The organism is Paenibacillus shenyangensis (assembly GCF_000346635.1).
Classification (GTDB): Bacteria; Bacillota; Bacilli; order Paenibacillales; family Paenibacillaceae; genus Saccharibacillus; species Saccharibacillus dauci.
On sequence record NZ_AOIG01000023.1, the window covers coordinates 46865 to 62550 of the forward strand.

Annotated in this window: 13 protein-coding genes; 7 read left to right on the forward strand and 6 right to left on the reverse strand. The window is 48.9% G+C overall.

The features are described 5' to 3' along the window. Window positions 1-9: 9 nt before the first annotated feature. The 5 genes from H065_RS26335 to ppk1 all read left to right on the forward strand — a co-directional run bounded on the left by H065_RS26335 (window position 10) and on the right by ppk1 (window position 6046). Window positions 10-678, forward strand: coding sequence for a DUF1129 family protein (locus H065_RS26335; protein ID WP_017814555.1), 669 nt, complete (start codon window positions 10-12; stop codon window positions 676-678). A gap of 457 nt (window positions 679-1135) precedes the next feature. Then, on the forward strand, window positions 1136-2143 hold the full coding sequence (locus tag H065_RS27145) for a nuclear transport factor 2 family protein (RefSeq protein WP_017814556.1): 1008 nt from the start codon (window positions 1136-1138) through the stop codon (window positions 2141-2143). 192 nt (window positions 2144-2335) lie between these two features. Continuing rightward, window positions 2336-3313 carry a polysaccharide deacetylase family protein gene (locus H065_RS0118390; RefSeq protein ID WP_017814557.1) on the forward strand — a complete coding sequence of 326 codons (978 nt, stop codon included), beginning with the start codon at window positions 2336-2338 and terminating at the stop codon, window positions 3311-3313. 206 nt (window positions 3314-3519) lie between these two features. After that, window positions 3520-3738, forward strand: a complete 219-nt coding sequence (locus H065_RS0118395) for a hypothetical protein (protein ID WP_017814558.1) — start codon at window positions 3520-3522, stop codon at window positions 3736-3738. Between the two features lie 151 nt (window positions 3739-3889). Further along, a complete protein-coding gene (gene ppk1 / locus H065_RS26340; RefSeq protein WP_017814559.1) occupies window positions 3890-6046 on the forward strand; it encodes a polyphosphate kinase 1 in 2157 nt (718 codons plus the stop codon). On the opposite strand, the gene H065_RS0118405 is transcribed toward ppk1, so the two are convergent. Continuing rightward, window positions 5967-7523 (reverse strand): Ppx/GppA family phosphatase, encoded by a 1557-nt coding sequence (locus H065_RS0118405; protein ID WP_017814560.1) that lies wholly within the window; start codon window positions 7521-7523, stop codon window positions 5967-5969. The two genes, ppk1 and H065_RS0118405, sit on opposite strands and share 80 nt — an antisense overlap. 243 nt (window positions 7524-7766) lie before the next feature. On the opposite strand from H065_RS0118405, the gene H065_RS0118410 reads away from it, so the two are divergent. Beyond that, window positions 7767-8489: an HAD family hydrolase gene (locus H065_RS0118410; RefSeq protein WP_017814561.1), complete on the forward strand. Its 723-nt coding sequence runs from the start codon at window positions 7767-7769 to the stop codon at window positions 8487-8489. A gap of 109 nt (window positions 8490-8598) precedes the next feature. On the opposite strand, the gene H065_RS0118415 is transcribed toward H065_RS0118410, so the two are convergent. The 4 genes from H065_RS0118415 to H065_RS0118435 form a co-directional block, all read right to left on the reverse strand. Then, a complete protein-coding gene (locus H065_RS0118415; protein ID WP_017814562.1) occupies window positions 8599-9345 on the reverse strand; it encodes an SDR family NAD(P)-dependent oxidoreductase in 747 nt (248 codons plus the stop codon). A gap of 137 nt (window positions 9346-9482) precedes the next feature. Further along, complete coding sequence (locus H065_RS0118420) at window positions 9483-10190, reverse strand: Crp/Fnr family transcriptional regulator (protein ID WP_017814563.1); 708 nt, start codon at window positions 10188-10190, stop codon at window positions 9483-9485. Window positions 10191-10364: 174 nt separating this feature from the next. Beyond that, on the reverse strand, window positions 10365-12440 hold the full coding sequence (locus H065_RS0118430) for a Na+/H+ antiporter (protein ID WP_017814565.1): 2076 nt from the start codon (window positions 12438-12440) through the stop codon (window positions 10365-10367). Between the two features lie 74 nt (window positions 12441-12514). After that, window positions 12515-13798 carry a serpin family protein gene (locus tag H065_RS0118435; protein ID WP_017814566.1) on the reverse strand — a complete coding sequence of 428 codons (1284 nt, stop codon included), beginning with the start codon at window positions 13796-13798 and terminating at the stop codon, window positions 12515-12517. Between the two features lie 163 nt (window positions 13799-13961). Here H065_RS0118435 and H065_RS0118440 point away from each other — a divergent pair, with 163 nt between their 5' ends. Further along, entirely contained in the window at window positions 13962-14675 is a 714-nt protein-coding gene (locus H065_RS0118440; RefSeq protein WP_017814567.1) for an ArsR/SmtB family transcription factor, read from the forward strand. Here H065_RS0118440 and H065_RS0118445 read toward each other — a convergent pair. Beyond that, window positions 14620-15510 (reverse strand): DMT family transporter, encoded by an 891-nt coding sequence (locus H065_RS0118445; RefSeq protein ID WP_017814568.1) that lies wholly within the window; start codon window positions 15508-15510, stop codon window positions 14620-14622. The genes H065_RS0118440 and H065_RS0118445 overlap by 56 nt on opposite strands. Window positions 15511-15686: the final 176 nt, after the last annotated feature.

Consider the following 15686-nt stretch of genomic DNA (forward strand, 5'->3'; position numbering starts at 1 on the left):
GGAACGATTATGAGTACTGTACGTCATTTGGTAAAGGACATTAATTCGATTCGTGATCAGCTTAAACAGGATAACCTGAGCTACTATGATGATGTAATTGTACATGTGCGGGATGCACGCATCCGCCGCGAATCCGGTGAAGAACTGCTGCTGGAAATGGGACAGCATCTGCTTGAAGCCCAGCAAAGAGGCAAAACGGCACATCAGCTGTTCGGCAAAGAATCGGACAGCTATGCAAACCAGCTTATCGAGAACCTGCCGGAGGCCCGGCAGATGAGCAAACCTATGTATTATCTGATGATTGTCTGGGTCGCGCTTACATGGGTGTTCCTGCTACAGGCACTGATGGGGTTTTTCAAAATCAATATCAGCGGCTCCGGCGTTGTAGGCGAGATCAGTCTCTCCACCTTGATCCTTGTTGCTGCAGGTGCGGTTGTGCTGGTTGAACTGGTACGCCGCGTTGCCGATCAGCCTGCAGAGAAGAGCGATCTGGACCGTCCGCGGATGCAGATCAATGGCCGCTCGGTCGTATCCTATCTGGTCATTATGATAGCGATCATTGTCGTCGGCACCTATCTGCGCAATGTGATGCCTGTACTGGTTATCTCGCCGTGGGTCAGCCTGATTTTCTGTATAATCGGAATTCTGGGACAGAAGTTTATCTTTATGCGCCGCTAGGAATGCTCCGGATATGCATTCGATTCTATCGGGATCATTCCTTCCACTTCTAACAATATGCATTCATTTCAAAAACGGCTTTTATTGGGTCATACAATAAAAGCCGTTTTTTTGTTGGAATATATATGGAACCTCGATATAGAAAATAAAGAATATCTTTCACTGAAACGATCAGTTAAACCGTGAATCATAGTAACAGCATGAATACATAACGGATATTCCGCAACTTCGTAATTACGCTTTACGTCTTTTATAATAGAATCAGTCCTTTTCAACCGGTTCGAAAATAGCCTCTGTTCGTTATTAATGGCAGTCATGAACTCTCGATAGCTTCTATATTTTGGTGAACGATGCGTTCGCTGGCTAATCATTTGGTTAATATAAGCAAAGCAGCCTGCTACCTATCAAGATAACACCATGAACCGAATCCCTAACGAATAACCAAAGGAGTTTTATTATGAAAAAAACCAGTGTACTACTCTCAAGTCTTATGTTATTAGGTGTACTATCCGCCTGTTCGGGCAATAATACGTCCAATGCTCCGGCTCCATCAACAACCCCAAGTACCGAAAATTCTGGTGGTACGACTCCGGGTACAGCCGAGCCTGCCCAACCGGACAGCTCTGCAAATGCATCTGCCGAAGAAACCAAAATCACCAATAACAAAAAGCTGGTGACTGGATTGTATAATGATGTCCTGAACAGCCACAAGCTGGATCAGGCAGAACAATATCTGGCCGAAGGTTATGTAGAACATCATCCGGCTGCAGCCAACGGCCGCGAAGGATTCGCAGCATACTACGCAGCATTATTCCAGAAAAATGCCGACTACAAAGTAAATGTACGCGGCATGCTCGGCCAGGGAGATCTGGTTGCTGTCTTTACCGAGCCTGCTGCTCCGGCGGGCAGCTCTGCTGATACAGCTACCCAGGCTTCGTCTGCTCCCATGGTCGATATGTACCGCATCGCGGATAACAAGATCGCCGAGCATTGGAGTGTGACGGCAGCGAATCTGAGCGGCTCCGAGAAATCGGCTGATCTTCTGCCTGCTGCTTCCACTGAAGCAGTGGTAGCTGATACTCCACGTGCTACAGTGGCTGCGAATGCCAATTTCGTCAAAAACTTCTATGATGCATTCTTCAATAGCCATAATGCCGATGCTGCCAAAGAAGCAGTCAGTGACAATGTCATTCAGCATGGTTCCGGTATTGCAAATGGTCGTGACGCACTCACCAGTCATTATCTGACCGAGTTCCGCGCTCACGCTGATAGTACTGCCATAGTAACGAATGTGATTGCAGAAGGCGATCTGGTTCTGGTGTACAGCCAGATGCAAAACAGTGCCGATGATCGTGGTAATGCCGTCGTGCATATTTTCCGCGTTGAGAACGGCCAGATTGCCGAAATGTGGACACTGAGCCAGCCCGTCCCTGAAAAGTCCCCCAATGATAACACCATGTTCTGAATCATGATCCACCCTACAGTATGATTAACGCTTGAACCAGCACGTCTTCACGTTTTGTGGAGGCGTGCTTTTTCGTTATATAGGACATTCTACATGATTCGACAGTAGCATAAAATTTCACGGCTTCTTGTCCGATGTTATATATGGGAAGTTTATTCTGCCCACTCAGTCGACAGAAAAGGAGCCTGCGAAATGCGAATCCGACGTATCCGTAATTTATTCATCATTCTACTCTATATTACTATCGCCTTCGTCGTGACCTTCTATGTGCTGAGCCTGAAGTATCCACATGCTTCCGCTTTCTCCTATGAGACATGCAGGGCCACCTATGATATGACCGATGATCTGTTTGAGACACTGAACGGCGAAGTTCCCGAAGGAGCTGCCAATATTGCTTCCGCTTCGGAAGTCACCCACAACGCCCCTCCCGGCAAAGCCAGCCATATCCCGGTGCTGATGTATCACTATGTCGTACCGGAAAAGTATAATGTCGAACCGAATAATGCGCGGATCAATCTCGAAGCCTTTGAAGAAGGTATCAAATATCTGCATGATGAGGGTTATCATACCGCTACGCTCAAGGAACTGGAACGCTATGTCAATGGCGAGATTCAGTTGCCCGAGAAGACAGTCGTACTTACCTTTGATGATGGTTACCAGAACAATGTCGTGTATGCTTATCCGGTACTCAAAAAGTACGGATTCCATGCTTCGATCTTTATCGTGGGCACCAAGCTCAAGGATCACAAACAGAAATTCGTACCTACAGCCAAAACAACGATTTCCCGCAAGGAAATGAAAGCAACACGCGATGTATTCGAATACCACAGTCACACATACAATCTGCATTACAAGCGTCTAGTACAGTGTGCCGAGTACTATGCTGCCGGCAAGGACAGTACACGCTTCACCCATGATATTGATATTATGAAAGCCAAAACCGGTATCAATACGCCTTATTTTGCTTATCCTTATGGAGAATACGATCCCAAAATGGTCTATGACCTGAAAATGAACGGATATCGCATGGCCTTTACGGTACGTCCTGGTTATGTGCATCCGGGTGACGATCCGATGTATCTGCCACGAATGAACGTGACTTCGACAACTACAGTCAAACATCTGCTCAACTTACCGGATGTTCCCGAACCGCCAGTCAAATCCAAATGATGCGTAAACTCTCTCGCTCAATATCATCCAAATATCGCCCGATCCTGCCTGTCTCCTTTTACAAGGAGAAGAGCAGAATCGGGTCTTTTTGCATTTTGTGGCTATTTTACTCAAAATGAAAAGATAAGGGTAATAAAGAAAGAATACGCCTGTGCGTCCGCTGGATGCCTGACGACCATTTTCCATGTGCAAAGGAGGCTGACAGTATGACTCTTGGTGAATGCCTGAACCAGCTGCATAATGATCTGCTGCTGATCGATCTGAGCCGTCCTGGCTATCCAACCCGAACCGTAGCCGAGCTCAAGAAGACAATGCCGCTCGAAGAAGAGGGCTATGAAGTGCGCATTCGCAGCTTTAATTTTGGTCGCACCCAGAAAAGATCCATCGGCAGAATCGATGGCCCTAATTTATGGAATGAAACTTAATACCTCTTTTTACACAGCGTTAACAAAAGAAGGCTATACTGGCTACATATGATGTATTTTTGCAGATTTCGACAATATTCCTACACGTTCTGCACTATACTGGTAGTACCAGTACGTTAGAACAGGAAGTAAATGATTAACCGGAGGCATTATGGAAAACAAACATGGACATCAGCAATCCCAGTCGTCTTATATTAACCGTGACTTAAGCTGGATCGAATTCAACACCCGTGTGCTTGAAGAGGCCCAGGATACAGAGACTCCCCTGTTGGAGAGAATCAAGTTTCTCGGTATTGTATCCCGTAATCTGGACGAGTTCATGAGTGTCAGAGCAGCAGGTATCCGTAACCAGATCAAGGCCGGATACATCAAAAAAGACTTTACCGGCTATACGCCCGCAGGTCTGTACAAGCGCTTGACCAAAAAAGTTGAAAAGATGGTCTCCCAGCAGTACCGTACCTACCGCGAATTGATCCGTCAAATGGGCAAACAGGGTATAACTGTTAACCGCTATACGGATCTTAGCGCTTCCCAGCAAAAAGCTGCGGATACTTACTATCACGATGTGATTTACCCGGTGCTTACTCCGATGGCGGTCGACCAGAGTCGTCCGTTCCCGCTCGTGCACGGACTGAATGTATATGTATCGGTCGTGCTCGAACGCAAAGGGGATAAGCAAGAAAATGCCGAAGACGGCGACAGCTACTATTTTGCCATCGTACAGATTCCTTCGAATCTGCCACGCATGGTAGCACTGCCGCATCGTCAAAACAGCAAAAAGCAGCAGTACGTTATTATCGAGGATCTAATTTGCCATCATGTGCATACTCTGTTCGGCGGCTACGAACCGGTGGCAGTAAATGCTTTCCGGTTGACGCGCAATGCCGATCTGGATATTAACGAAGAAGAGGCAGAAGATCTGATGGAAGAGATTGAGAACCAGCTGCGCAAACGCAGACGCGGTGCACCGGTTCGTCTGGAGATCCAGAAGGATATTCATCCCTATGCCATGCAGATGCTGATGGAGGAATTCGATATTAGCGAAGCGGTATTCGAGATCGATGGACCACTGGATCTGGGCTTCCTGCTCTCCTTTTCCGATTCGATTCAGGGACATGATTCCCTTCGTTATCCGCCGGAGATTCCGCGGTACTCTCCCGAGTTCCCGGAAGGCAGTGAAACCGATTATTTCAGCGTGCTCAAAGAGCGCGATGTGCTGCTGTATCATCCCTATGAATCGTTTGATGCGATCAGTGACTTTATTGAACAGTCTGCTGAAGATCCCGATGTAATGGCGATCAAGATGACGCTGTATCGGGTCAGCGGCAAGTCTTCCCTGATCCACTCGCTCGCCAAGGCTGCCGAATCCGGCAAGCAGGTAACGGTCGTCGTGGAGCTGAAGGCACGCTTTGATGAAGAACGCAATATCGTATGGGCGCGCATGCTGGAAAAAGCGGGCTGCCATGTCGTCTATGGTCTGGTCGGTCTCAAAACCCATGCCAAGGTCATTCTCGTCGTACGCCGCGAAGGCAGCATGCTGCGCCGGTATATCCATATCGGTACCGGCAACTACAATGCCTCGACAGCCAAAAGTTATACCGATGTCGGTCTGCTAACTGTGAATCAGCAGATCGGAGAAGATGCTTCCGAGGTATTCAACCATATTACCGGCTACACGGAAAGTCATGACTGGCAGGCTGTCGCTGTCGCTCCCGATACCATGATGAACAAATTTATCGAGCTGATCCAGCGTGAAGCTGATCATGCCCGTAACGGCAGAAAAGCACGGATCATTGCCAAAATGAACTCCCTGTCCAACCAGCGTATGATTGACGAGCTGTATGCGGCTTCCCAGGCGGGTGTGGAGATTGATCTGATTATACGTGGTGTATGCTGCCTGCGTCCGGGTATACCGGGCCTGAGTGAACGCATCCGGGTACGCAGCATTGTCGACCGTTACCTGGAGCACTCCCGCGTCTATGCTTTTGAAAATGGCGGCCAGCAGGAAGTGTGGCTGTCCAGTGCAGACTGGATGACCCGTAACCTGACCCGCCGGGTAGAGCTGATGTGTCCGCTGTTCGACAAAAACACAAAAGCCGCCATGCTGAATATTCTGAACCTTATCCTCGAGGATAACGTCAAAGCCAGAATACTCCTGCCCAGCGGCAATTATGAACTGTTCAAGAATGGCAAACCGCCGCTTCGCAGCCAGTTCAGAGCATGGGATGTTAGTTCGTGGAAACCGTATGTACCACTAACCGGACCCGCACATCCCACTCCTTCTCCAAATCCTTCACAGCAACTTTAATATCGTTTAATTCCATAGAGGCTTCGGTGCGACAGTGTATGGTCAGCTCGAAGTCTCTTCCTTTGCGTACAGCGGTCATTCGATCGACCGGCTGTGTCTCGCTCGTATCCATAGCTGCCGCGAGCTGCAGCAATGCTCCAAGACGGCGGATACGCTCTTCGTCCTTGGGATGCAGAATATCCGCATATTCGACAGAGATGCGTCTTTTTTTGATTTTTCCTTTGCTGCCGAAGATGGCGATAAAAGCGACCAGCACCGTTTCCCGGTGATCCAGGCCAGCTACTGCGCGCGTCGTCAGCAGATAACGGGTGTGCTCTTCATATTCGTGATAGCCCACATTCATCCCAACCTGATGCATCAGAGCGGCTGTACGCAGCAGCTTGCGGTTCCAGGCATCGCTCTGGCCTTCGCCCAGTGCTTCATAGAGACGGACAGACAGCTCGTCTACCTGCCGCAGATGACGCTGCCGGGGCAATGGCTCCTGGAAAAGCGCCGCATGAATCTCGTATTCCAGTACATTGTCGAGTACCGCATGCTCTTTGCCGCGATCCCATTCAAAAAATAATCCGTCCCGCAAACCGGTACCGCTGATAATATAATGATCGCACTGCATATGGCGGAACATGGTATGCAGAATAATCGTACCCGGTACAATAATATCACTCCGCGTCTTGCTGAGACCGGCGATACGCTTGCGCTGTTCATTGGTCAGGGAAGGGAGCTGCTGGTAATAATAGTCGGTATCTTCCGGCTGAAGAGTATACTGGTGAATCTGCTCCATGGAATATTTGCGCTTGCGCTGATGCATTTTACCGACTGCACGGATCGTACCGCCAAGACCCACAAGCGGCAGTCCCGGATGGCTGCTGATCCATGGATGTTCACGTGCTGCCTGCAGTACCATTGACTCCAGTTCGGAGACAGATTTGTCATCCCATTTGCCGTTAACATGATTGCCAAAGCGCACATTCATATTAACTGCTCCAAACGGGAAAGATACTGTAGATACTCGTTTGCGATCCTGGAACAGGGTAATCTCTGTACTACCGCCACCGATATCGATAATATAGCCATCCTGGATATCAATCCGGTTCACGACGCCGATAAATCCGTAATGCCCCTCCATCTCACCAGGCAACAGTTCGATCGACAGACCGGTCCGCTCATTCAGATAGGAGATTACTTCTTCACCGTTCACCGCATTACGGATCGCTGCTGTAGCTACCGCTCGGATCTCACTTACCTCATAGACCCGGCTTACCTCTACAAACTGGCGCAGCACCGGTACGATCACACTCACTGCTTCCAGTGGCATCTCTCCCTCAGGTGTCACAATTGCACTGAGACGTGCCGATTCACGGCATTCCTTGAGTACTCTGTATCCGCCCGCCTTGCTGGTCTCATAGATAACCAGACGGATGGAGTTGGAACCTATATCCATGATGCCTACACGGCTGCGCTCCATTGTATTGTCCATAATATCCTCCTGTCGTTAACGGATTCAGCCAGGGAAACCGCCGTTTTGTCCATTTGATCCGATAACCTGCAGATCAGCCCGGGTTTACAAATCAGGGACGATCCTACATAATCACGCTTACAGTCTATCTTATTTTAATACAGTGTACAATAAAGCAGCGATCACATTACTTCTCGACCCGCGCTGTGGTTCCGCAAGATTACGGACCATTATACATTGTCAAATGATACGGAGGTACCTTTAATGAATTTACTACTGGATGTAGATGATACACTGTATGATCAATTAACACCCTTTACCGAGGCTTATCAATCAGTATTCGGTCCCCTGCACTATGAACACAAAGTAGAAGATGTATTCGCCCGAAACCGATGGTACAGTGATGAAGTATTCGAGCAGGTCAGAAGCGGACAGATGCTGGAAGCCGATATGCATGTATACCGGATCACACGGGCGATGGAAGATATGGGCGTTCACATATCGGTCGAGCAGGCCCGCGCTTTTCAGAACAGCTATGCGGATCAGCAACAGCGGATTATTATCCATCCACAGATGCAGGAGCTGCTGGATTTTGCAGTTCAGTCAGGGATACGACTGGGCATTATCACCAACGGACCGGCAGAGCACCAGGCGAGCAAAGTTCGTCAGCTGCGCATGAACCGCTGGGTAGATGAGCAGAATGTATTCATTTCCGGCAAATTGGGAGTAGCCAAGCCCGATATCCGTATTTTCCGTCATGTGGAAGAAAGCATGCAGATTACACCAGAGCAGTCCTGTTATATCGGGGATTCCTATGCCAATGATATTATCGGTGCCAAAGGTGCCGGCTGGAAAGCGATCTGGATCAACCGCCGTAATCAGTCTTTGCCTGACAATGCGCAGTATGTACCGGATAAAGTGGTCGAAGCAGACCTCACTCCACTCGATGCATTCAAATCTATATGGGCTGCATCCGGACATGTCTGAAAATGAATAAGCACATACCAAATGTGATTATGGAACAAGTATTCAACGAGATCGATTTAGACAAAAAAAGAACCCTTAATGGGTTCTTTTTTATTTAAGTCCTATACTTTTATACTTGGGCTACACCGCCATCAACAAATAATTCAATGCCGTTCACATAGCTGCTCTCTTCTGAAGCCAGGAACATCACTGCGCTGGCAATCTCCTCCGTTTTGCCAAGGCGACCAAGTGGAACGGTCGTCTCTGCTGATTTCAGAACTTGATCCAGCGCCTCGCCAAATAGCTCATCGTAAGCCGGTGTATGAATCATCCCTGGACTCACTACATTGAGTCGTATGTCTGTGTCTTTTAAGTCGATGATCCAGTTCCTCGCCATCTGACGAAGAGCAGCCTTGGTCCCTCCATAGACACTAAAACCCGGGTCCCCGATCGTACCTGCTGTTGATCCCGTCAAGATAATGCTTCCAGTCTTGTTGGGAAACAGCGGTAATGCCTTCTGGACAGTGAACAAAGTACCCTTTACATTCACGTCAAAGGTCTTGTTATACTGCTCTTCTGTAATCTGACCCAGCGGCAGGATGCTGCCGATTCCGGCATTGGCGAATAAAATATCCAGATGCCCTTTCTCCTGCTTTACCATGTCAAACAATCTGTCCAAGTCCTGCAAATTGGAGACATCACCTTGAACGCCGGTAACCTGGTCACCGATCAATTTTACAGCTGCATCCAGTTCGCTTTGTCTACGTCCGGTGATAAACACATAAGCTCCTTCTGCAACAAATCGCTGTGCTGTTGCAAGTCCAATACCACTCGTACCTCCAGTAATCACTGCTACTTTCCCTTCAAATTTCTTCATATATATGCCTCCATAGGTTTCATATTTTGTTATGACCTGTTACTGCACTTATCATAGCGTCATATGAATAATTCGACAGTAATGTAGATTACGAAGGGCATATATAGTCCGAAGGAAATTAACTACGAACCGTAAAATCAGGCCAGTTCCTGCAGTGTTTTTTCGGTATGGATCATGACTCTTCTCCGGCTGGTCACAAGAACTCCTTCATTGGATAATTCTTTTAGGGTCAGTGACACGGCTTCTCTGGTCGCTCCGATCATATTTGCCAACTCTTGATGAGTCAGCGGGATATCGATTTTTCGGTATTCATTTTCCTCGACACCAAACTTGATCGATAACCGGTTAAGAAAGTAAAGTACTTTGCCGCGCAGATCCCTGAAAACCAACTTCTCCACTAACTCATCTTGCTCCCGCAGCCGTCTGCTTACTTCCTGTAAAAACCGCAGCGATAATTCAGAATGTCTGGCCAACAGCGGTTCGAATTGTTCCGGCGGAATCGAAAAAACGATCGAGTCTTCCATCGTCTCTATATACGTTCCTCGGGTACCCAGTGAGAAAGTCTCTACTTCGCCAAACATGCCACCTTCACTTAAAATACATACCGTATGCTGTTTGCCGGCTGAATTGGTTTTGTAAAAGCGAAATGTACCGGAAATGATGAAAAACAAGCCTTTTTTCTCATTATTAGGAGCTTGCAGAATAGAATTTCCAGGCAATATATACGTATTGGCTCTGGTGACCAACTGTTCGAGTTCATGGATGATATTTGCCGGGAGCGCTTCAAATATTTTGATTTGCGGCAAAAAGGAAGTGATGGTTTCTATCTCCTTAACTTGTACCATTTTCGTCCTCCTTTTCTGTTTGCGAGCGGCAATTGCTGCATTCTTCGCGATGATGGTTCCTCGCATAAGCTGCTTACAGCAGAATATTATTCCCATCATAAGTCACTGTAATTTTCTCTTCTGTAATCCAGATTACAAAACTTGGCGCTCTGCAAAAAAATCGAGTCCATGTGGTCAGCTCTCCATCAGAATCCATTTCTCCAGATCCTGGACAAAACTGCGCATCTTGCGGGCATGCTGGCGGTCAATTTCGCCGCTCTCGTACAATTCCTGAACCGTATCGCGCTGATTCTGGACAGCGGTGGTAATCAGGTTCAGCTTGCCCTCGTTCAGCGTCACATCCGGTACCATTTTCTCCGTATAATAACGGATGGATTCCATGACTTTGCGGTATTTGGCAATAACTTTCTGCGCAGCTTCTTCATTGTGATCATCGATCTTGCTGCGGATCGACTCAATCGCTGCCGGGCAGGTCTGCATTTTGAGCTGTTTCAGCATATGGATTTTGTCCAGCATCTGCTGTGAATGGGGCTCACCGGAAGTCGTCTGTTCGGACAGTAGCGGCGGAGCCGGAACATGGATCGGCAGCATGCCTTTCCATTTGTCTACACATTCGGCAATACCCGTATCGACCCGGTTGCTCAGCACCGTCTGGATGCGATCCAGCCGATATTCGAACTCCATGGCCAGCTCGGGTGTAATCTCGCCGCTGTCCCGCATCCGGCGGGCGACCTTGCGTTCTGCCTGAATACCTGCCAGATACAGCTCAATCTCCTGCGGATTCAGATCAGGATCATTCATAATTTGCTGCTTCAGCATATTTTTGCGGAACATATACTGTGTAATATCCGTGATCAGTCCCTGAGCCACTTCGCGGTTGGTCTCCGTTGTACTGGACTCTACCGACTGGATCGCTGCCTGCAGTACTTTCATCCGGATATGATCATCCATATCACGCATGGTAGGCGGCTGAGTGGAAGCAACGTCTGTTCCCGATTCGGCAAGTTGCGGTTTGGAAGACAATATCGGCAGCAGTACACTCGCCAGAATCAGACTGAGCAGGATCACTCCGGCTGCGATGAACAGGATCAGCTCACGCTGCGGAAAGGCTGAACCGTCGTTTAGTACATACGGAATCGAGAAGGCAGCAGCCAGCGTAAGCGCCCCTCGTACCCCCGATAAGGAAGTAAGCAGGATACCGCGCAGATCCGGTTTGTCGTCTTCCATCTGCCGACTCATCATATAGCGCACACTCCAGTAGAGATAGATCCATACAAATCGCAGCACATACAGCAGCAGGGTGATCAGTGCGACATAACCCAGTACAATCCCATTGTTAAAGGCCGGGTCCGAGAAAATACTACCCATCACTTCGGGAATCTGGCTGCCCAGCATCATGAACACCAGTCCATTCAGCACGTAGACGATCACCGACCAGGTGCTGGTAGAGACGATTTGCATTTTCAGCTGGACCGATTCGGCGCGATCCTTTTCCATGGCATAGATAATTCCGCCTGCGACGACTGCCAGAATACCGGACACGCCAATCTCTTCGGCTACCAGATAGATCACAAATGGCGTCAGCATCTGCCAGAGCACATGTACAGTAATATCTTCCATGCCCCATTTGCGGACCAGCACCTGACAACGGATCAGGACAAAGGACATCAGCGTCCCTACAGCCAATCCGCCCAACGCCACCAGTACAAAGTTAAATGAAGCCTGCCACAGCGAGAAAGTACCTGTGACCATCGCAGCCACAGCAAACTTGAACGCAACCAGACCAGAGGCGTCATTCAATAGAGACTCCCCTTCCAGCAGCCGGTGTATGGAACCAGGCAGATGGATTCGTTTGGCGAGTGATCCTACAGCGACCGCATCGGTTGGCGACAGAATCGCTGCCAGGGCAAAAGCAGCAGGCAGCGGTATGCTCGGGATCAGATAATTAATCGCATACCCGGCCACTACAACCGTTATAAAAACAAGCCCAAACGCCAGCAGTACAATAGGTCCACGCAGATTCCACAGTTCATTACGCGGAGTCTGCCGGGCATCGTTATATAACAGCGGCGCAATAAATAGAACGAGGAACAGCTCCGGGTCCAGATCAATCTTGATCCCGACCAGTGCCACCATAATTCCCAGCGCAATCTGAAATAAAGGTACAGGAACAAAGGGGATCAGGCGGTTCAATACATTGGAGATTCCGATCATCAACAGCATAGCAAGTACAGCAATAAAGTATTCCATAGCCATCCCCTTTCCATAAATAACAGCAGATGCCCTGTTACAGGTCACCTGCTGTTATTTTACCATGAACCTGATTATATCGGATGATGAAGCTCGCCCATAAATACAATTAATCCGGTTGTCCGGTCAGTTATTGCCACAAAAAAGGGACGATCCATAATCATACGAAAGGGCTGGGACGGCATAGCTCCGGCGGCTATTTCCGCAGATGTAGCTGCTGCTGCCTCGGTCCCCTTCTCATTAATAATCAGATGAGTGTTCTGCTGTACTTTGCTCAGATACAGCGGTACACTCTGGCTGATACCATCCAGCTCTGCCCGCTGTGGATCGAATACTCGGCGTATGCCCATAGAACGCAAAATATCCCTGAACTGCAGCTCCTCATTCAGCTCCAGACGAGGCAATCCTATCTCGCCTGCAGTAGAGCTCATCGCACTCGTCCAGTGCGCGAATTCAGGCAGATCATGCTGACGGAACTGCTGAAGATCATAATCCCGATCAGGCAGTACCACGACCATTCCCCATTTCCCGGTAGCACCATAGGGTATCCGTACTGCCTGAAAATGCGGCTGCCGGGTATACTCATATTCTCCCTGCCGATGCATCATCTCTACACTAGATATTTCCCCTTTGCCGGATACAAAGGACTGCTTGTGAGTCTGCCGCTGCTCAAAAGGTTCCGTCCATCCTCCCTTGAAATAAACCGCATTAAGCATCACCAACATCGTATTCCCTTCCAGCGGATTCTGTATCATTTGATGGATGCCGCCGTGTGTCGCTTCGCTTACCCAGCTGTTTATATCCTTTACCGCTTGAGAAGAAGTGAAGTCTGTAGCGTGCAGATCGGCTCCATAGCTGTGCTGCAGCCTTTGAACAAAAGTATCTTCCGGCGCCCATCCGCTACGGCTCCATAACGAACCTGCCAGTTCGATCTGCACATCATCTTCCTGGTGCTCCAGCAGCTCTTGTATTACTTGCTGCCCCTCATTAAGCTGCTGCAGGGTTATGCCTTTGGTATAAAGTGCTTTTTGCAATTCGGTGGCTGTCTGCCCGGAAGCTCCGTTATACAGCATGGACAGATTCATATACAGACCCACCGGCGAAATAAACAGATTATCCGGGTCAGCCATCTGTGCTGTGTTCTCCGGCTCTTTTTGATACGATTCGTTATAGACCGTCAGGGCAAATCGATTCATCGCTTCGGTCAGCTCAGGATTCACGTCATTCTGGTCATACGCAGAAGATACCTGCTGAGGTCTGGAATCTTCCGGATCTGCAGATTTGGTGCAGGCGGTAACACACAGAACCAACAATCCTAACAATGGCAATAATCGGTATAATCTGCGGTGATACTTCAAGATTAGTCTCCTCCTATACAGAGCTATTCGGATAGTTTATGTATGATATTTCCATTCTAGTTACCCAACGCCACCGTTTGTTAAAAGGTTGCAGCAGTACTATATTCTCTGTAGAATACATTTCGATAAATATCGAAGTATGAAATACATAAGGAGGACAACCATGAGTATCAACCCCGATATTGCGACTGTCGCTTCCCTGCTTGGAGAAAGTTCACGTGCTGCCATGCTGACAGGTCTGCTGGATGGCAGATTTCATACTGCAGGTGAGCTGGCCTATATGGCCTCGGTCACTGCGCAGACCGCCAGCTTCCATCTGTCCAAGCTTGTCCAGGGCGGCTGGATTATCGCCGAGCGCCATGGACGTTACCGTTATTATCAGCTGGCCAGCCGCGAGGTAGCTCAGACGCTGGAGACGCTGCTCACGATCTCGCCTCCTCCGCAGGTACGTTCACTGCGCCAGTCTACCGAAATGAAATCGCTGCGTGAAGCCCGCACCTGCTACGATCATCTGGCTGGGCAGCTCGGTGTCGATCTGACCGAAGCGATGACACGCCGTGGCTATCTGCTGCAGGCGAATGGTGAATTTACCGTGACTGCAGACGGCGAAGTGTTTTTCGCAGGATTGGGTCTGAATCTACAGCTGCTGCGCCGCAAGCGTCGTGCTTTTGCCCATGCCTGTCTGGATTGGAGCGAACGCAGACATCATCTGGGCGGTGCACTCGGTCATGAACTGGTGACTCTGTTCCTGCAAAAGGAATGGATTGCACGTATTCCTTCGATCCGTGCGGTCAAAGTTACCGACGAAGGACGTTCTGCTTTCAGGCAGCATTTTGATCTGGATTGGCTTTCTGTTTCGACTGAAACTGGCGATTAACCAGATAAATTCCGGCAATAATACACAGACCTCCACTGATCAGCGAAGGATACAACTGCTCTCCCAACAGCAGCCAGCCAGTAAGTACCCCGAAAAAGGGCGCCAGGAACAAAAAGGCGCTCGTTCTCGCCGGGTCTCCTTTTTGCAGTACATAATACCAGCCGGCAAACTGCACGATTGAAGACAGCAGACTCAGCCATAGCAGGATCGTCACCGACTCCCCGTTCCAATGGAAAAAGGGCTGCTCCAGCAGTATACTTGCGATCAGCAGCAGAATACCGCCAAATAGCATCTGATACGCAGACAATACCCATGTATCAAGGCCACTCCCCCACTTTTTGACGAGCAAGGTAGCCGTCGCCCAGAAAACTGCCGAGCATAATCCAAAGATCACTCCCGCTTTCCATTCCAGCTGTGCACCAAGCGTAATGGCTACACCAGCCACTCCCAACAGTACACCCAGCCATTGATACCAGCGATAACGCATCCCAGCGAATACCGTCCCCAGCACCACGACCAATAGTGGATTGGTAAAAGTCAGAATCGACGATTCACTCGCCGTAATCGTACGCAGACTGATAAAGATACAGCCCATTACTCCAGCAGTCTGCAGAGCACCGATTAGCAGCATTTTCATCCAGTCGGCTGTTCGCGCCGGATGCGGACGCCGTAGCATGCCGACGATAACTGCCATAATGATGCCGGCCAGTGCAAAGCGTAGTCCTGCCAACAACAGTGGTGAAGCATATACCAGCCCCATTTTCCCAATAGCAAACGATGACCCCATTAGAAATGTCGTCAGCAGAATCAGCGGCATAAATTTAAGCATGTTCATTTTTTTGATCTCCTTTGTCGGCTGCACAGCATAGGATTCCTGTGGTATGTACTTACCTCATCCCCGTGTATCTGATGCACCTATATATGATTGAGCAGTTATCTGCCTGATTCAGTATATACGCTGGTTATTTCAGTCATCATCGAAGTATGGAATACATGTTGATTTTGCAGTGA